Source organism: Legionella anisa (assembly GCF_001467525.1).
In the GTDB taxonomy this organism is placed as follows: Bacteria; Pseudomonadota; Gammaproteobacteria; order Legionellales; family Legionellaceae; genus Legionella; species Legionella anisa.
In genome coordinates this window covers 24354-43402 of sequence record NZ_LNXS01000027.1, presented here as the reverse complement: position 1 = coordinate 43402, position 19049 = coordinate 24354, and the positions used below count along the sequence as shown (strand labels likewise).

Sequence of the window (19049 nt, the reverse complement as noted above, 5' to 3'; positions counted from 1 at the left end):
TGGGTATTTTGGTGATTGAGGAAATGATAAGTTAACCCCCGTTTGCAAGCAAACGGGCTACCCTTAGTAATTGTTTTGATGATATTTTTCCTCTGATGATGTAATGGCTTCAGTTTTGGTTTGATTATTAATATTAGCTCTTTGATCTTTAAACATTTCTTCAAATGCATCTACCGAAGATGTGTTAATACCTGTGGCTTGAGTAAACCATCCCTGCGCTGTTTTTAATGTATGATATTCGGGTGATTTTACTAATTCTTCTTTTAAATCATTTAATTCTTTTATCGTAGAAGTACATTCTATTCGCCCCTTAAAATCATTTAAAATTTTATTTTTTAAACAATCACCTACCTGAGATTTATACCGTTCTTTAAAAGATTGCATTTCTTCTGGTTTAAATTGAACATCTGTTTTTTTATCCAAGCTATTAGTATCTACAAGATAATCATGCTTCCTTGGTTGATCCTGAAAGCCATATTTATTCAAAATGCGGTGCTTAGGCTTCTGTGACTGTAACTGTTGTGCAAATTCTATTTGTTGCGGTAGATTCTTTGTTATAGCAGAATCAATCCTATCTTCACCCAAATAAATTTTTTGACCTTGTCGTTTGACACTCCACTGATCCGCAAAAGCTTGAGCTGCTTGCTCTGTTTTAAACGTGCAACATGCCACCTTTTTTCCTTCTTTATTTCTATCGGGTATCCAAGAAACTGAAGGTTTTTCTTTAATTGGCGCAGGCTTATCTGATTGAAGCATCTTTGTTTGTAATTGTTTAATTTTAGGATCATTTAATATGGCATCTAATATTGAATTTTGCTGTGCCTAGTCTACTGGCTTATTTCCTTGGAGCTTATCCAATAAGATAAGTGGTTTACTTGGATCTGTTGGTACCATCAGTTGATAGCGGTCAAAAACCAAAGTCCGTAGATTGCTTTTTTTGCCTATACCAAACTCGATATTATCTGAAAACTTCTGCCAATCACCAATTGCGTAGCGATTAATCAACTGAGTAATTTGCTCCGCCTTAACCTTATCCAGCTCAGGAAGCATAGCGGATTCCAATTGCATTATATTAGCATTTTTTAATATCTCATCTAATATTGCACCTTGCTGTACCTCATCTATAGCCTTATATCCTTGAGCCTTATCTAATACGATAAGCGGTTTATTGGGATCCTTAGGTACCATCAGTTGATAGTGGTCAAAAACCAATGTGCGTAGATTACTTTTTTTGCCTATACCAAACTCGATATTATCCGCAAACGTCTCCCAAGCGCCATTTGCATAATGATTAATCAAACGAGTGATTCGTTCTATTTTAGCTTTATCCGCTACAGAAGGCACTGCTGTTTGCAATCGTTGAATTTCGACATCCTGTAATATGGCGTCTAATATTTGACCACGCAGTGCATCATTGACTGGCTTATTGTTTTGAGCTTTATCTAAAATGATAATTGGTTTATTGGGATCAGCGGTTATCATCAATTGATAATTGTGAAATGCCATGCTGGGTAGTTTGCTTTTAAATCCGATACCGAATTCAATATCGTCTGCATATTCTTTCCAATTACCTGTGGCATAATGATTAATTAAGCGAGAAACCAATTCTACTTTAGTCGGATCCAATGCAGTTGATGAAGTAGGCTTAGGAGATATAGGATTTAATTTAGGAGTAGAATTTAGCAACGAAACAACAGCCTCTTGAGGGATACGTTTTAAAATACTCGCTATAATTTCCTGAGGATTATCCGTATTTTCCTCATAAGAAATGCCATTTTCGTTGTGATACTTATTTAAAACTTTGAGCGTTCCATCGTCTCTTAGCTCTATCTTATGATCTCTCGTGATAATACCTGGGGCATAAGGTGGGACGTAATCGATACCTATTCGGCCAAACTTATCGTCAGCGAGCTCCTTCCAGGAAAAACTATCTTTTCCCTTAATCTCCTTTAACAATTGAGCCACTTGTTGATGATTCGTAGGCAAAAAAGGAAGTGCTGTAGGGACTGAAGGGGAAGGAATTGATTTAAGCTTTGGAATAATTACGTCTTGTGGTATGCGTCTTAATACACCGTTTATTATTTTCTCACACTCTTCTAAATTTGTATTGATCTGATAAGAGGGTTTATTCCGAACGATAAAACCTCCATTATCATTTAATTCAATTTTATGATTCCGAGTTACAATGCCAGGCTTGTGGTTAGGCGTATTGTCGATACCAATCCATCCAATCCCGTCTTGAATAATCGGGCTCCATTTTGGTGATGTCCCAGTATCGAATTCTCCTAGTAAACGAGCAAGCTGTTCCTTGGTAGCGAAATTTTTAAAATGCGCAGAATATTTTTGTAATGAAGGATCTTGTTTTATAAGCTTCTCTTGTTCTGATATTGGTAATTTCGCAAAAGAAGCACCTAAAATGTTATCCCGCATTACCTCCATTTTTTTGCGTATTCCCTCTCGATGAGTGAATCCTTTGATTTCACCTAAAAAGTTATCCAAGTGATGTTTAAAATCGGGTTGGGCTAGCATTCTTGTTAATTTTGTATTAACTTCGGGATCTTGGAGTAACATTTGAATATAATTTGGGCCATGAGCACTTTTTCTATTTAATTTACCAAGCGCTTGCAGGACATCATTCATGTGAGCATCTTGAGAATAATTAGCATTCGTTTGAAGAGCCAAGAGATCTTTAAATGCCTCTATCCTATCTTGCTTACGTAATTCCCTATACCCTTCTTTCGTAGCGATTAATGCTTCTTCATATGTTTTACCCGGATTTTTTTTTAAATAGTCAGAGGCCAGCTGAAAATGCCAAGCAATATTCGAATTGGCAATCGAGCAATTTCCTACTTTTTGATTCGATTTTTGAAGTTTGCTTGGTGCGGTTGAGTAAGATTTGTTATCTTCGATAAATTTGGATACAACATCACGATTTTCAGAAGTAAATGCGGTCCATATATCTTTAGAAAATCTCTCAAGATCGGCATCAGGTACTGAAAATACCCTTACAGTTGCATTGCTACCTGGACCTAAATGGCGTTCTCCTCGATTTGTATATACAAAATGGGTTCCATTCTGATCTTTCATCACATGTAAGGTAAATGCATGCTTATGCCATCTTGTTGCAAAACCAGAGTAATCTCCTATAGAAAGATCTTTAATTTTCCTGGCAAACTGATTTTGAGACTGACTTTTTATTGGATTGAATGCTACTGGACGCCCGTTAGTTAAGTTTTTATATCTGCTTTTTATACTTTCTTGAGCATTCTCAACATACCAACCCTCATTTTTAAAGGCGGTATCAAATGGATTATCTTTTAAACCTAAAATATGAGAAATTTCTTTACGCTTTAATTTAGACCGTTTGGCTTCAAATTTAAAAATTGACATCTAATAAAAACCCCAAGAGTAAATGCCTGTTCTGTTTAAATTATAGCCAATAGATCTTAAAGCGCGTTTATATGCATTACGTAAAATATGCAGTAACAATCATATTTAAAGCTCAATAATTTCGCGATTCATCTTGGATATCCAACAAATGACTTAAATGTCCCCTTCAGTTAGATATAAGTTTAAATATTTTTGTCATTGCTATACGTACTTATGTCCTAACTTATTATCTTTTCCGATAGATTTTTTGCAGACTGCTTTTCAAACAAATTGATCAACTTTATACTTCCATATTCAGAAATATGGATTTGATCACGATAGAAAGGAAGACCGTTAGTATCTATCCTTGAGCATTTCTTGCTATCACAAAATAAATCATTCGGGTCAAAAAAAACAACATTTGGATTTGTTTTTGATATTGTTTTAATTACTGCTTGATTAAATGGAATGAGGGAGTTTCTTTCTTTCAAATCGGATATACATTCTGAAGAGCTGCCAAACGGCCTAATACAGCTTTTGACATCTTTTTTATTAAACAAAAGATGAGGTAAAAAGACAATAACTTTTATATGATTTTCTTCTAGGAAATCTATTCTGCTTTTCAAACGAGTAAGGTACTCTTCTGACGCTCCGTATAGGCCTGCAATTATTGCATATTTTAAAGAACCAACATTTTGTTTAATAATATCATTTATAAACTTTTCTTGATGTAGGGGTCTATCCCCCGCACAAGGCATAGTTGGATCTGCCACCAAATCCACTAAAGGAGTTTTGCCAACTGTTGCTGCATCGCAAGTGCCAATAGAAAGTATGGTCTCATTCGAGAATAACTTACTATGTAATAACCCTGGATAAAGCTGGTTTGCAAAACTATTCCCAAGCAAAATAACAGTTGGTTTCTTGTTTTTATTGATCATACAAAACCACCATTGATAATCTTTTGCTTCCTCAAAAGGATAGCGATTTAAGCAAAGATCGTTTTTTATGTATTGCCAATCAGGGCCAACAAACTGGGCATTTACTTCATCAAAATTTTTCCAGAAGGGCCTATTTAAAAAACCATCTTTACTTTTACAATAAAAACCCATTAAACCAATTGCTAACATGATTAAGATCAATAAGTACACAATAAATTTGTTTTGATTTAAGCGAATTGGTTTCTCAACAAAAAAGTAGGTTGCCCAGGCCAACATAATCGAGATTAAAATAATCATTAATCCTGCATTTATTCCTATATGTTCCCCTTTAAGAATGAATGCGAAAGAAAGAAGGGGCCAATGCCATAAATATAATGGAAAACTTATTAATCCAATCCAAATCAAAATACGATGGGATAAGAGGGTTTTATTCAACCACGCTTTAGGTCCGGCCAAAATAATCAACAAAGTTCCAAGATTGGGTAAGATCGCCCACCAGCCTGGAAAAATTTTTGTTTTGTTAATAAATAAAAGGCTAATACAGATTAAGATAAAGCCTACTAGTGAGCTAACATTTTCTAAAATATAGTATTTCTCGTTTGGGCTCTCGGATAGAGCTTTTCCTGATTTTAAGCAATTCTTATGCAATGCGGCTTGTTTTTTGACGTTGGCCACGCTTCTTGTCAAGCTATGTTCTGTGTCTTGTTCGCGAGGCATAGACACTGGAACAGCGGCTGGAACTTGTTTTTTAAAGATAAAATATGCTAAAAGAGACCCTGCTACCAACTCCCAGAAGCGGGTTTGGGGTGAGTAGAAAGCAGCGACTAGGTCGCGATGCACAACACTAATATTTAAGGTTAAGGAAACCATAAAAATAATCAACAGAACAAATGGAATTAAACGTGGCTTTTTCCAGATGAGATATAACAATAATGGCCAAATAATATAGTATTGTTCTTCAATCCCTAAAGACCAAAGATGGAGTAAAGGCTTTGTTTCAGCCAAATTATCAAAATAACCAGCTTCAGACCAAAAAGTAAAATTCGAGAAAAAGCCCGCACCGCCCAAAACGTGCTTACCTAGCTGTGCAAATTCATGTGGGAATAAAATAAACCACCCAACTATTAAACAGGCCAACAATGTAATTAGAAGAGCTGGAAAAATTCTTTTGATGCGACGACTATAAAATTTAAAGATGCTGAAATTATTATTCGTTAAATTATTAAGAATAATGCTGGAAATTAAAAAGCCCGAGATCACAAAAAAAATATCAACACCGATAAAGCCCCCTTTTATCAAAGTTGGAAAAACATGAAACCCAACTACTGACAAAACAGCGATTGCTCGCAAACCATCGATATCAGGTCGATAGTTGAGATGATCGTTAGACATTTTAATTTCCTTTTAAAATCAAGGTGCTTTCATCATGTGCACATAATTAGCAGTAGATTATTCCAATTTTCAAATCATTGATAGATCAATTATTAGAAAAATTGCATGGCTCCAATAGGATGCAAAATAATAAAAAAAGTAATCGTTTATGTGGGCGTTACAAATTAAAAATCCACTAACTACATCAGCGTAAAAATCTAACAGAGATATCATCAATAAACAAATCCCTAGTCCACATATATTTCTCCTGATTTGAAATAAATTCTAACAGCCTTTTTTTATGATTGCAGTGGTATAAGCGATTCTGTATAAAGACTTGTGTCCTCAATCAGATTGAGAGAAAGACAATATTCTGGTTTCCCCAAAAAATGCTATATCCAATAAAATAAGAGCAGTCATTTGCTGACTGATTAATTCCATGCTCTAACATCGGTTTGGCCAACTCGCTCAGCTCGTAGCACTCGTTATTAAAAAAACCCAGGCTACTTGGGTCTCGCTAAACGCTTTGTTACTTTTTAAACTACTTTTAACTCCTGGACTCAGTAAATCACTTGTTATCATATGCGACCTAACTAATTGTTTATAACGTCTTCTTAAACTAACTTCCAAATCTATTTACAATACAATCTTTTTAGTTAAATCGCATATTAAATGCTAATTACTTCTATTTATGTCGATACCTATGGAACAAGCTGCGGGAATGTAAGTTAAAAAATTTTAATGATGGCAATCAAGAGAGTATCCCCTTATAAAAAATAAGGGGCAGTGGCGTGAGCGAGCGTGCATGGATGCTGTCGATAACTACGAGGGCACCTCGGCACTCCCGGATGATTGTCGACAAAGCCTACTTGAATTGAGGTTTTTTCCCTTCCTTGAATTCGACTGGCTCAGGATATTGGCGCCGCCCCAGGAGTGTTTTTGGATAAGTAGCCGTTAACGTAGTTACCGAGGTGCTTTGGCTTGTTGCCGGCCTTGTTGTTTGCTGTTGGATTACTTGCTTTGTAATGGCAGGGATGTCAATGGAAACACCGTATTGCTTCATCATCTGCAGACCCGCTTCATCGATAGCGGGGGGTTCATCATCGAGTGCAGCGTCTAATGGTGCCTGGATAATATGCATGAGCAGGGCTTTAAATTGGGGAGGGCTAAACTGTTTTTTGATGAGCATTGGTTGCTCCCCATTACTAAATGCCGCAATCAAGAGGCGAATCAGATTATTATTGTTTTCTTGCCAAAATGCAGAATCATCCGGAATGGCTGCAAGTAACTTGGCAAACATATGGATGAACTCAGGATGATGCCTGGTATCTAATAGCATGACGCAGGATAATAATTGGGTGGCAAGTGCCTCCAAGTCAGCTTTGGCTTCGTTATCAAAGTGAAGAAATAGCTCGAGCTGATGTTTAACGAGTAAGGTACAATAGGGTTGGATGGGTTCTAATTGTGCTTCTACCGTTAGCACTGTGCTGGTGTCGCCTTGAGATAAGTGAGTCATCATTTTTAATAGCAACTTTGCAAGCGCTGCCTTTTCGGTCAGTGACAAGACCGACGATTCGTTGGCAAAGGAGCTGAGTTTCTCAAAAACACTCCGAAGATAGGTAGTGTTATCACCCAGGCGCTCTAGATCTTCATTGATAAACAACAAGCAATCGGAGGGGCGCTTTAGCTCCTTGAATGCCACACATTGCCTGGCTATGGCTTCGCTGTCTAACTGGTGAATTCGTGCCAAAGCATAGTCTTTTAATGCCAATGCAGGAAATCTGTGTATTTTAGTAATGCACCGCTGGACATCAACATTCGCAGTTCGATATAAAATTGCAGCAATCGAGAAATATTTAAGGGCTAAGTCGGAGTTACTTTTCTGATAGAAAACAGCCAGGCTCCATGCTGCACTCGCATGCTCTGCCCTTATCGCTTGAAGGTATAATTGAACCGCTTTGTCATCACGCTCATTCTGGCTTAATTCCTTGCCTGCACGACCTTCGAGATACATCCATGCCAAGTTGTTTTGGGCTGTGGCATCTCCAGCTGTTGCCGCTTGAAGGTATAATTGAGCCGCTTTGTCATCACGCGTATCCTGAGTTAACTCTTTGCCTGCACGACCTTCTTCATACATCCATGCCAGGTTGTATTGGGCTGGAGCAAGTCCTGCTGATGCCGCTTGAAGGTATAATTTAACTACTTTGTCATCACGCTCATCCTGGCTTAATTCTTTGCCTGCACGGTTGTTTTGATACATCCATGCCAGCAGGTTTTGGGCTGGAGCATATCCTGCTGTTGCCGCTTGAAGGTGTAATTTAACTGCTTTGTCATCACGCCCGTCCTTAGTTAATTCCTTGCCTGCACGACCTTCAATATACATCCATCCTAGCAGGTTTTGGGCTGGAGCATGATGCTTTCCTGCCAGTATAGAAAAAAGTTCCTGTGCTTTCTCATCCGATTGGGCTATGCCAATACCTGATAAATAGCACAATCCTAATTTAAAATCTTCTGTGCTATCGCACGATGTTGTTCGGGCTTCAAGAACCTTTTGCATCAATGGGATAGAGCCAAGCGGTTCATCTTTTTTAAAAAAAAGTTCGGCAGAGTTGCTTCCTGATATCCAGGCTTCATAAAGTGCTAAAACACCATCCAGGTTATTTCCCTCTTTAATCAGTAATAAGGCTTTTTGGGTTGCTAGATCGTACATTAATGGATTCTCCTCATCTTCAATGCGGCTGGTTCCTCTTTCTTGAATTCGACTCGCTCAGGCTAATGAATTGCTGGAACAAGCATTTATCCATTCGTCAAAGTTAATGACAAATTGTGCTTCATTTGCTCTTTAAGTTAAATCCGTGAAATACACGTATTGACATATCGGGATAAATTGGATAAGCAGTGAGTCGGGATGGACGCTCGATAGGTGGTGCGTTCTTGCTGGCGTTTTAATTTTATTTAACTTTGGAAAATAGCGTAGCTGAGCAGTGTCAAAAACATCTATACTCTAATGTTTATCAACTCCTCAACGAATCTACTTTCGCCATAGGATTAAAATCGAGTTCATAAATCTTATGGGATATAAAGGCATTATTAACAAAAACCCGCCAATCAATAGAGCACTTCAATTGACTTGTATTGATTGAATAATAACTATTTTTTCCATCTTTAGTTCGTAAACAAGATGTTGAACCAGCGTGTAGTAATGCACATTGATCTCCTTGATTTTTAGTAATCAATGTTAAATTGGCATAATGCAGATGACCTGTACATACAATATGAATAGGACTTTCTTTTAAATAATTTATAAATTTTTCTGCATTATTTAAGGGATGATGTATTCCTGAAAAATATTTAAGGTGATGATGAAAAAATAAAATATTTAATTGCTTGGAAGTAGATGAAAAATGATTTTTTATGCGCCCTAATGTCTTTTGACTTAACCTACCATCTTTAACCTGGTACGGATTGGCACTATTAACCCCCAGAATATTTACTTCTTTATTATTAAAACTTACCTCCAGCTGAGCAGAAATGTAGTCGTTGTAGCGTTTAAATGGGTATAAAAAACGGCCAATGGGATTATCGAAAGGAATATCATGATTGCCCGGAACAATAAGCAGAGACATAGTTAAGTGCTGCAAGAATTCTAATAATTGTTTATATTGCTTAGGTTGAGCTCTTTGTGTTAAGTCACCAGATATAATAATAACATCGGGTTTCAATAAGTTTAGGTCTTCCAGAAGCGATTCAATAATCATAGGGTTGTGCATGCCAAAATGAAGATCGGAAATGTGTATTATTTTCATGATGAACTCTTCAAAAGAGTTAAAGAGCGAGACAATGTTCGATAATGCAATGGAGTTTTTGTTTTGATGGTATCGCCATCTACAGAAATTTTAATTTCTTTCTCATTATTAAAATGGATTTCAATAGGATGTTTTGATTGAAATTTTTCAAAGAGATTTTTATTGTAAAATATACTTTGGATTATTTTAAATAGTTGTATTTTTCCCTCTTTAAAGTAATAAAGTCCGAGCAATGCTTTTTGAAAGTTCTCTCTTTTAATTGTTGCTGGAAACTGATAAGAATATACATTATTACTGACCATCAAAAAAGAAGTGTGTAACGATAAATCCAGACTCTTGCTTTTTACAGTTAAAGTAAAGGCCGGATGTTTTTTAAAACTCTTTATAAACCCCGGTATGTAGCTTAACCATTTATTATAACTCTTAGTATACTGATCTCGTTTGTCGGCAAATTTTGGATAAAATCCAATGGAAGAATTATTAATAAAAATAATATCATTGACTGCAGCCAAGTCGATTTTAATTGTATGAAATTTTTTTAAACTAACAACTATTTCTTTAACGTCGCTAGGTAAGTCAAGTTCCTTAGCAAAATGGTTAAGAGTTCCCAAGGGAATTACCCCTAAAATTACTGAAGTATAGGCGCAATAATGAGCTGCGGTTCGTATCGTCCCATCTCCTCCCCCAACCAATATAATTTTATGTTTTTCAATACATTTCTTTATCGTTGCCGGCAAATTTTTTGGTATAGTCTCATAGAGAATATAAGAAATATTCGCACTTTTTAAACCATCTAAATAGAGTATGGCATTAGCGGAATTTTTAGCCATTTTATTTATAATAACAGCAATTGCATCCATTTATTCTCCTTTTGCTGTTAGAAAAGAAAAAAGTAGTTTCTTGTATTACATTGATTTAAAAATGTCACTTTACCATCTAATTTCTCATAATCAGACTGATAAAATCTGAAATAAATGATCTTTTATAAAGTAATAGATTTCTTTTTGAATTAGTCAATAATTTTGTGACAAATAAAGCAATCCGATGAAAAAGCCCGTCACTATCAGATAATTCTCCTAACTACTAATAATGCATGGCTATATCTAAATCTGGTTATACTGAGATTGGAAGCTCTCATTTTCGTGTGTTTCACACCTATGTTCATTAATTACTAAGGCTAATTAAGAATTAATTAATATTGAATTGATATAGTCTAATGAATATTATTAGGCGTCAATTATGAAAAAACAATTAATTACCACTCTTTTTTCTTTAATGTATTTTTCTCTATCTTTTGCAGCAAAACCAACAGATCTTGTTTTGCTACTGCGTGTTAATCCAACTGATAAAACAAAAATTTATGATCAGTTTGTAAAGGAATCAGTTATTGGAAAAGATAACTATACAAATAAAAAAAACATGCCTAACTATCATGTTACGCTCGGATGGATTGTAAACGGAAAAAGTGATAAAAACTTAGAAAAGATGATGAAAGATGAGTTAAAAGCTGAATCACCTATAGACTATTTTTTTGGAGAATCGGGTATTTATCAAGTATCACCATCATGCCCTAAGCCGACACCAAACAATAAAAAATGTACTCGCAATGCGATTGTATTGTTCCCGGAGGAATCAACTAAAGCTGAGTTAAAAAATATTAATTTGAAATTGACTTTATTACTTAAAAAATATAACCAGGATTATCATACAAATTTCAAAATGTATGCAGATATTATTCCAGAAAATTATACTCCCCATATCTCTTTAGCAGCCACCAAAAGAGTTCTTCCAAAGAATAGAGAGAAAGCGGTGGTTCAATTAAATGATAAAATAAAAGACAGTAGTTTTAAATATACTAAAGTAAAATGAATTCCTGAAGCCAAAAGAAAGCTACACTGGCAGCAGGACTATTTACGTACGTTTTGCGCATTTGTTCTTGAGTCTAAGCTATAATCTTATTACTGGAAAAGAATTCCGCATCTCATGGAGAGATTTGATGAAAATTTCCCGGAATATGATGAGTAAAGCCATTGAAGCTAAAATCATTACAGAAAAACAAGCGAATGATTTAATTGAATTCATAAAAAATCTTCCCGAACAAAGTCCCGGATTTAATCTTACGAACGTTCTGTATTATTTTGGTGGACTTATTGCTATAGGTGCCATGACATTATTTATGAATTTGGGGTGGGAAATGTATGGAGGCTGGGGGATTTTATTTCTCTCAGTGTGCTATGCCATTCTGGGTGTTGCACTGACTCATAAATTATATGATATCGGTTATAAAATACCCGCCGGAATATGTGCCACCTTTGTAATCTGCCTTACTCCACTAGCTATTTATGGATTACAGCAAGGCATGGGTTGGTGGCCAGATAATAGCGTGTACCATGACTACCATGTCTATATCAAATGGAACTGGTTCTACATGGAGATGGGGACGCTTATAGTTGGAATTATAATGGCTTGGATCTATCGCTACCCCTTTATGATTATGCCGATTGCCGTTACCCTCTGGTACATGTCTATGGATCTTACTTCCATGCTTGATCCTGAAAACTATACCTATGAGCTAGGCGCCATGGTTTCTATGTATTTCGGCATAATTACCGTATTAATTGCTTTTTGGGTGGATGTTCGGTCAAGAAATTCAGCAGACTTTGCTTTCTGGCTTTATATATTTGGAGTTATAACTTTTTGGGGAGGACTTAGTGCGCAACACTCGGATAATGAGCTTTCTAAATTTATCTATCTGTGTATCAATCTGTTAATGATCTTGATTGGAGTTATTTTAAACAGAAAAGTGTTTGTATTATTTGGAGCTTTAGGCAGTTGTTACTACTTGGGATATTTGGCATTCAAGGTATTTAAACTCAGCTACTTATTCCCTGTTGCCTTGACGGTTATCGGCTTTGGTATTATTTATTTAGGTATCCTTTGGCAAAAAAATGAAGCACAACTAACACATAAGATTCGCTTGATATTACCCCAACCTTTACAGGATTTATTACAATCCAGGGACCAAATGGAATAAGCAGGCTGCATTTATTATGCATTCCTCAGAGGAAAAAAATCAGTTGATTATAGTAACCTCCACAAAATACCCGTATGCGCTTAAATTGTTTTTTAAAATAGCTGTTATTAAAGAATATAAATCCGATTCACCCCTGATACTCAGACGGATTCTCAGTCTAAAATACTCTAATGGAATATTTATTATAAGGATATTGGCTATTTGTTATCGTACTTCTATAATAATGCAACCCATTTTTACATGAGACTACTCAGTATGCGCACTAAAATGCAATTTTTTAATAGTTTTCATTTTGAATGGAATGCAGCTAAGGAGAATGATTGGCCAAAAATTCGTAAAAATTTTGTAGCTGCCTACATATCTTCCTATTGTAAGCGTACTGTTGAAGAATTGCAGTTTGGTAGTGAAGTTTATCAGCATGCAAAAGACTTCTTTAACAAACATGCCCAAAATGGTTATCAAGACTTATTGGAAAATGTGATAAAACCATTAACAAAGTATTTGAGCCATGAAAAAAACCCTTTACTCGAAGAGTCTAATCTTATAAAAGAACATTTTGATGATTTATTTGAAAATGAAAATGCAGCAAAAGCGCGGCAATATATTATCAAGCTTATTATGCTGCAACATTATTTTGAAGAAGATTTTGATCAAGAACACAAAAAAATTCACTCTGGTTCTAAAAAAATTGATTATCTTATTGTACGTTTTTCAGATCACCCGGTTGCCTTTTTTGCGACTGAGCTTAATTATAAATCCGGTCACGTATACCTGAGATTTGTTACTGTATCACCCGCATTTCATAATTTGGGTTTGGGCAAAAACTCATTAATGCAAATAGCAAAACACTACCCTCAAGCAACAGGGATGGAGCTTTATACGCGCAATGCAAATCATGCAGCGAAAGGATTTTATAATCATGAAGGCTTTAAAGCATCATTGTTTGATTTTAAAGAACATGATTTGCTGGACTCAATGCGATGCCATTTCCCAACAGATGATAGCACAAGCCACCCAGAATCCTTTGTTGGTTATTGCAAGCTTATGAAACCTTCTTTTTCTTAATCCGGAAATTATTTTTAATTTTGATGATGTAATTCCCTTATAAAATTCGTTGCGAGTCTTAAGCCTTCAGCTAATTTATTATGAATTTCTGGATGCATATTTTGATCTTGGGCTTCCATTTCATTATGCAGATCAAGCGCAATTTCTTCAAGTAAACGAATTTTGTCTTCTTTACTTATATTTCGATGATAAATTTCTAATACCTCTGCGTCCCTATTCATATTTGCACCATTATATTCATTGATTTGTATCAATTATAGTACAACGAGCTCCGCGTTTGCTGCCTTGGGACTCTCTGTTCTTGTCGAGCTGCCACCGTTGGTGCGCGTGTAAATGAAGCTTTTTGGCTGACTAGCTCCCCTTGTATAAGCAGCAAAATCACCCTGTCAGGGCTAAATAAGGACTATAATTAATCAAATAGACCTTTTTCAGGAGAACTCCATGTTAAGCCCATCACTAAAAAAATACATGCATAACCATGATATCGCATATAAGACTATCAGCCACTCTAGAGCATATACAGCGTCCCAATGTGCACAGGCAGCACATATTAAAGGAAACTGTTTTGCTAAATCTATAGTTGTCAAATTGGATGGAAAATTTGCACTTGTAGCAATTCCCGCTCATGCTCGTTTGGATTTAAATCTATTAAAAAGAGAAACTCAGGCAAAACGTGCAGAAATTGCTAAGGAATTTGAATTTCAAGACAAATTTACCGACTGTGAAGTTGGAGCGATACCATTGTTTGGCGAACTTTATGGTATGGATGTCTATCTTGCAGATAGCCTTGCACATCAAGAGTGGTTCGTTTTTAATGCGGGTAATCATACTCAGCTTCTAAAAATCAAAAGTGAAGATTTTTTAAACTTAGTGCATCCGAAAACCTTATCGCAATGTTAAACGCTACTTAAGCGATACAATGAGTAGACTGTGAATTAAAGTGTAATTTGGTCCAAGAATACGCTGCCAAACGGCGCGGAACCAAATAATGACTATAATTAATAATAAGGTATGAAAAAATGAACGCTCTAATTACTTTTGATTTTTGAAGTATATTTATCTATTCGGAGTGTCGGCATGAGTATTGGGAAGCTACGCTTTTTTAGCACAAAACCTCCAAGTATTGGTGGCTTGGCCTCAACAATAGAACGTAATGTACCTTATTATAGAATTCATGGTACTTGTCCTGATGATGGTCTGCCAATAAGAGGGAGTTTTGACAGAGTAACAATTGAGGCATTATCTAAATACTTATCGGAGAATAAACCCCTAATAACATATGGAGGAACTGTTGCTCTTAATGATTTATTCTCAGGCTTTCTAAAGGATAAAGAAATTGAAAATGGGAAAAGTGGATTAATCGTGGGGGTTGCAGAAAGACTCATTGTGTTATCTTCTTTATATGACGCTTTACTTGAACACACAGATTTACCGGAAGAATGTACCCATGAAGCAATTATCGAGAGTTTACCCGCAGAGCGTATTATTGCTTATATAACCGATTTAAAAGACTTGCTTCATGGAGAAATTGTAAGAAATCACTTTGCGGATGTAAATCCCTCATTGCCCCAAACAGTTACACTTCCTGAAATGGAAGATTCTGACTTTGTACACTCTGTATGGGAAATGTCTTCCAAAGATACATTAAGAAATGAATTTTAATGAAACATTAGGGCCTGTTTACATTTTGCTAAATTGAGTCAAAATGGCCTGATTTTCGAGCACCGAAGCGCAGCATACATGAGTATGAGAGCATCGGAACGCAGAAAATCAGTACAGTTTGGCCAAGATAGTAGAAATGGAAACAGACCCTAATTCACTGCATTTAATATTTTCTTAATATTCTGCCTATATATTTATTATTTTTGATTAATAAAAGGATAAATATGAAATTTCAAAATTCCTTATTTGAATACCGCTACAATGAGTATTGGGATAAAAATGTAGTAAGACTGGATGAAACGATCCGCAGCACTTCTTTAGGTCTTAATTTATTTGAAAATCGAAGAAATGTCACTCAATTAATTGAAGCATATCAACAACATGTTTTAACTATTTTAGTCAATTTAGATCGCCAGTCTTATCTTTTCGAAGACAAAAAATATGTGCAGGCATACATGAAAGATACCGTGAATCAAACAGTTGAAGATTTTTCCTTTTATGAAAAAATATTTCCTGAATCTAAAGAAATCTGCTCCAATTTTTTAAAAACCCTAGGTGTAAATTCAACATTGGAAACTGAGGAAACTTCTTATGTTCCCATGATGTAATTTATGCTCACATGGTTTTTTGAAGCCTGTATCTAATTCCAAGTTCAATACAGGCTAACTTTGCTTAATTGCAGTAATTAATTAAAAGCTTCAGCAGGATATCTTCTTTGAGGTAGATCCTGATGGTCAGAATCTTTCACATGATGAAGTCTACTTGCCTTATCTTCATCAAAGAAATATGGAGAATAAGTCAACTCCGCTCTCGAAGGTTTTTTTACAAAACAGAAAAATGTTGCTTTTGCTACATCCGTTGGAGAACGAATTTCCTCTTTAGCCAGAGTAAATCCCAATTGATTGGTGATCACATCAAGAATATTTTTAGAAAAATAAAGAGATTGATATTCCGATTTAAATTTTAAAATAGCCTTCATAGCATCTTCAGGGCAAAGAATTTGCTGTTTATCGATACTATACCTTAGGTATAATAAAATATGAGATAGATCCAAGATGTCCTCATCAAAACAATTCGCATGCTCTGATAAAAAAAGTATTCCACCTGGTTCTAAAATCTGACTTGCCTGTTTTAAACTGTCGAGCTGCGCTTGAAACGAAGGGAAATGATGTAATGAATGATTATACATAACAACCGCAAATTTTTTCCCTTTAAGCACACCTAAGAGATCCTTACCATCATATTCATAATAGTTATGAAGTTGTGTCATATAATGATTTTTTCTTTTTTTGTCACTGCTATTTTCACCGCCCCAGTCAATCTCTGTTTGAATATCAATTGCATTTGCTTCCATCTCTAGCTGTTTACTTACTAAATAAGTCATTGCGCAATCACCTGCACCTACATCAAGAAGCGCCTTACCTTTTAATTTTTCCTTATTTTTCGGCAATAAATGAGAAGTGATGATACGGGCAATACTTGCAGATTTATTATTCTGATATTCTTTATCAGTCATTTCAAATCCCTTCTTATTCTGCAGGCCAACTGAGAGATACCATTGATAAATTACTGCAGCGACATCATTATCAGGGGTTGTTAAAGGTAAATCGTGCAGTGTTTTAATAAAATCCAATACTACTTGTTTTTCTATATCTGCGAATGCATATAAAAAAGCTTTTTCTGCTTCTTTTTGACGAGACTTTGATTTTAATAGTTTAATTATTTGATTAGGCTGAAGGATTTGTTGTGTAGCTGAAACCGGAGCTTTTTTTGTAACTTCAGAATTTGCATGACTGTGCTCATGACTATTGCTGTTCGTAATTTTTAGCATATAACCTCTATGATTTAATTTAAACTGATGTACATTATATGTCAATTGTTATTATTTTCAACCCATACTGATTCCTTATGAACCACTTAATTTAAATTGCTCACTTTACAGCAACCTGAAAATAGTAATTACAACCATAATAATTACTTTCTTTCAAATTTTTTTGCTAAACTACAATGGATTTGACTCGGAATCTTTTATATCGGCAAATAGCTAAAGTAGAATAAGGAAATTCGATATGAACTATTTAGATCTTATTCTAAAAACTCTAAATAAATTTGCACAAAATTTTATTGCACTTATTCCACTCCGGTGAGCTTTATCGATCCCTTGAAACTTCATGATAAAGAAAAAAATGAAGACCAAAATCAAGAAAATAATAAAAAACAAAATAATAACAATAATGATTCTGAATCTTCTTAGATCAGCTGCTTAATAATTGCTTTTCCCAGAACAAATCAGTGCTGTACTGAACCAATTAAAAAGAATAAAATCTTCCCTTGTCTTTTTATTTTCTGTTCTACACATTTGGGTATTTCAAAATGAGCCAGTTGTTAGATCTCTCTCTTCTTAAAAAAAATCGAGACTTCAGATTACTCTATTTAGGTCAATTTATTTCATTTATAGGTACTATGATCACCAGTGTCGCAGTGCCCTATCAAATTTACCAAATGACTCAGTCAACTTTTTTGGTCGGTTTACTCAGTTTGGTTCAATTATTGCCTTTATTAATCACTGCGCTGATTGGTGGTGTATTTGCTGATCGATACAATCGTCGTGGTTTATTAATTATTAGTGAATTACTTCTTGCCGGAGGATGTTTTCTACTTGCTCTTAACTCATACCAGCCATCCCCCTCACTAAGCCTTATTTTTATCATTTCAGCGTGTATGTCTGCGATTAATGGACTGCATCGTCCTGCTTTTGATAGCGTTATGCAACAGATTGTTAAGCCTAGTGATTACAAAAAAATGGGCGCGCTTGCTACATTTAAATTCAGTTTTTGTATGATTATTGCACCTGCCCTTTCTGGACTTATTATTGCACAATACGGCATAATTATTACTTACTTCGTTGATTTAATTACATTTTTTATTTCATTAATCGCTTTGGTCAGAATTCATACGATACCCAAGCCGGCCATACAGAAGCATCCTTCCATTTTATCATCCCTAAAACAAGGGATTTCTTTTGCATTTAATCGGCAGGAATTAATAGGAAGCTATGCTGTAGATGTTATCGCCATGGTTTTTGCATGGCCTAATTCGTTACTTCCTGCTATAGCCCAATCACTTGGTGGTGCAAAAACCTTAGGTTTGCTTTATTCTGCCCCTGCTGCAGGAGCACTGATTATTTCATTTTTTAGTGGTTGGACTGCAAAAATAAACCATGATGGTAGAGCCATTGCCATTGCCTCTGTACTGTGGGGCGCAGCAATGATTGGGTTTGGTTTATCAAGTTCGCTTTGGTTAATCCTGTTTTTCTTAGCACTTGCAGGAGCTTTTGATGCGATAAGCGGAATATTTCGCACTACTTTGTGGAATAATACTATTCCAACGGAATATCGTGGAAGGTTAGCCGGTATTGAAATGATCAGTTATTTGAGCGGACCTAAATTAGGGGATACACGTGCTGGATTTATTGCCACCAGTTTTGGTATTACAACTGCTCTGATCTCAGGTGGTGTATTATGCATTATAGGAGTAACCTTGTGTTGTTTGTCCTTGCCAAAATTTTGGCATTACCGCTCACACCAAACAGAAAACTCAACATCAATCGATAATTCCTAAAATCATTTAGTGTTGCACTGTCTTCGCCAAGACAAAGAATATAAAAGAAAAATAAGTGTTTTGTAACCTCAAGAATGAGTGCAAAAAAATATTCTGCTTTTGCAGGCATGTAAAAAATAGTTATACTTTGTTGACTAGGATCTGTTTACATTTCACTAGCTTGAGTCAAAAGGGTCTGATTTT

At 35.5% G+C, this 19049-nt stretch carries 15 protein-coding genes; 7 read left to right on the top strand and 8 right to left on the bottom strand.

Translation table 11 applies throughout. The annotated features are described in order from the left end of the window. Positions 1–63: 63 nt before the first annotated feature. The 6 genes from Lani_RS09185 to Lani_RS09160 all read right to left on the bottom strand — a co-directional run bounded on the left by Lani_RS09185 (position 64) and on the right by Lani_RS09160 (position 10344). Entirely contained in the window at positions 64–756 is a 693-nt protein-coding gene (locus tag Lani_RS09185; protein WP_019233036.1) for a hypothetical protein, read from the bottom strand. Positions 757–822: 66 nt separating this feature from the next. Then, on the bottom strand, positions 823–3390 hold the full coding sequence (locus Lani_RS09180; protein WP_019233037.1) for a hypothetical protein: 2568 nt from the start codon (positions 3388–3390) through the stop codon (positions 823–825). A gap of 218 nt (positions 3391–3608) precedes the next feature. Continuing rightward, complete coding sequence (locus tag Lani_RS09175; RefSeq protein WP_019233038.1) at positions 3609–5699, bottom strand: acyltransferase family protein; 2091 nt, start codon at positions 5697–5699, stop codon at positions 3609–3611. 844 nt (positions 5700–6543) lie between these two features. Further along, positions 6544–8388 carry a tetratricopeptide repeat protein gene (locus tag Lani_RS09170; protein WP_019233039.1) on the bottom strand — a complete coding sequence of 615 codons (1845 nt, stop codon included), beginning with the start codon at positions 8386–8388 and terminating at the stop codon, positions 6544–6546. Positions 8389–8692: 304 nt separating this feature from the next. Further along, positions 8693–9484 (bottom strand): metallophosphoesterase family protein, encoded by a 792-nt coding sequence (locus Lani_RS09165; RefSeq protein ID WP_019233040.1) that lies wholly within the window; start codon positions 9482–9484, stop codon positions 8693–8695. After that, on the bottom strand, positions 9481–10344 hold the full coding sequence (locus tag Lani_RS09160; protein ID WP_019233041.1) for a diacylglycerol/lipid kinase family protein: 864 nt from the start codon (positions 10342–10344) through the stop codon (positions 9481–9483). The genes Lani_RS09165 and Lani_RS09160 overlap by 4 nt, the downstream gene beginning before the upstream one ends. 379 nt (positions 10345–10723) lie before the next feature. Between Lani_RS09160 and Lani_RS09155 the strand changes: the two genes are divergently transcribed. The 3 genes from Lani_RS09155 (at position 10724) to Lani_RS09145 (ending at position 13583) form a co-directional block, all read left to right on the top strand. Beyond that, on the top strand, positions 10724–11353 hold the full coding sequence (locus tag Lani_RS09155; RefSeq protein ID WP_058388512.1) for a hypothetical protein: 630 nt from the start codon (positions 10724–10726) through the stop codon (positions 11351–11353). Positions 11354–11480: 127 nt separating this feature from the next. Next, a complete protein-coding gene (locus tag Lani_RS09150; protein ID WP_019233044.1) occupies positions 11481–12518 on the top strand; it encodes a hypothetical protein in 1038 nt (345 codons plus the stop codon). A 255-nt stretch (positions 12519–12773) separates the two neighbouring features. After that, positions 12774–13583, top strand: coding sequence for a GNAT family N-acetyltransferase (locus Lani_RS09145; RefSeq protein WP_019233045.1), 810 nt, complete (start codon positions 12774–12776; stop codon positions 13581–13583). A 14-nt stretch (positions 13584–13597) separates the two neighbouring features. Here the strand turns inward: Lani_RS09145 and Lani_RS09140 are convergent, their stop codons facing one another. Beyond that, positions 13598–13804 carry a hypothetical protein gene (locus tag Lani_RS09140; protein ID WP_019233046.1) on the bottom strand — a complete coding sequence of 69 codons (207 nt, stop codon included), beginning with the start codon at positions 13802–13804 and terminating at the stop codon, positions 13598–13600. A gap of 220 nt (positions 13805–14024) precedes the next feature. Between Lani_RS09140 and Lani_RS09135 the strand changes: the two genes are divergently transcribed. The 3 genes from Lani_RS09135 to Lani_RS09125 all read left to right on the top strand — a co-directional run bounded on the left by Lani_RS09135 (position 14025) and on the right by Lani_RS09125 (position 15853). Then, positions 14025–14483 carry an aminoacyl-tRNA deacylase gene (locus tag Lani_RS09135; protein WP_019233047.1) on the top strand — a complete coding sequence of 153 codons (459 nt, stop codon included), beginning with the start codon at positions 14025–14027 and terminating at the stop codon, positions 14481–14483. A gap of 177 nt (positions 14484–14660) precedes the next feature. Continuing rightward, the gene (locus tag Lani_RS09130) at positions 14661–15245 is read left to right on the top strand and encodes a hypothetical protein (RefSeq protein ID WP_019233048.1); all 585 of its coding nucleotides are present in this window, start codon (positions 14661–14663) and stop codon (positions 15243–15245) included. A 224-nt stretch (positions 15246–15469) separates the two neighbouring features. Beyond that, positions 15470–15853 (top strand): hypothetical protein, encoded by a 384-nt coding sequence (locus Lani_RS09125; RefSeq protein ID WP_019233049.1) that lies wholly within the window; start codon positions 15470–15472, stop codon positions 15851–15853. A gap of 77 nt (positions 15854–15930) precedes the next feature. On the opposite strand, the gene Lani_RS09120 is transcribed toward Lani_RS09125, so the two are convergent. Continuing rightward, positions 15931–17076, bottom strand: a complete 1146-nt coding sequence (locus tag Lani_RS09120) for a methyltransferase domain-containing protein (protein ID WP_019233050.1) — start codon at positions 17074–17076, stop codon at positions 15931–15933. A 542-nt stretch (positions 17077–17618) separates the two neighbouring features. On the opposite strand from Lani_RS09120, the gene Lani_RS09115 reads away from it, so the two are divergent. Next, positions 17619–18866, top strand: a complete 1248-nt coding sequence (locus Lani_RS09115; protein ID WP_019233051.1) for an MFS transporter — start codon at positions 17619–17621, stop codon at positions 18864–18866. The last annotated feature ends 183 nt before the right edge of the window (positions 18867–19049 follow it).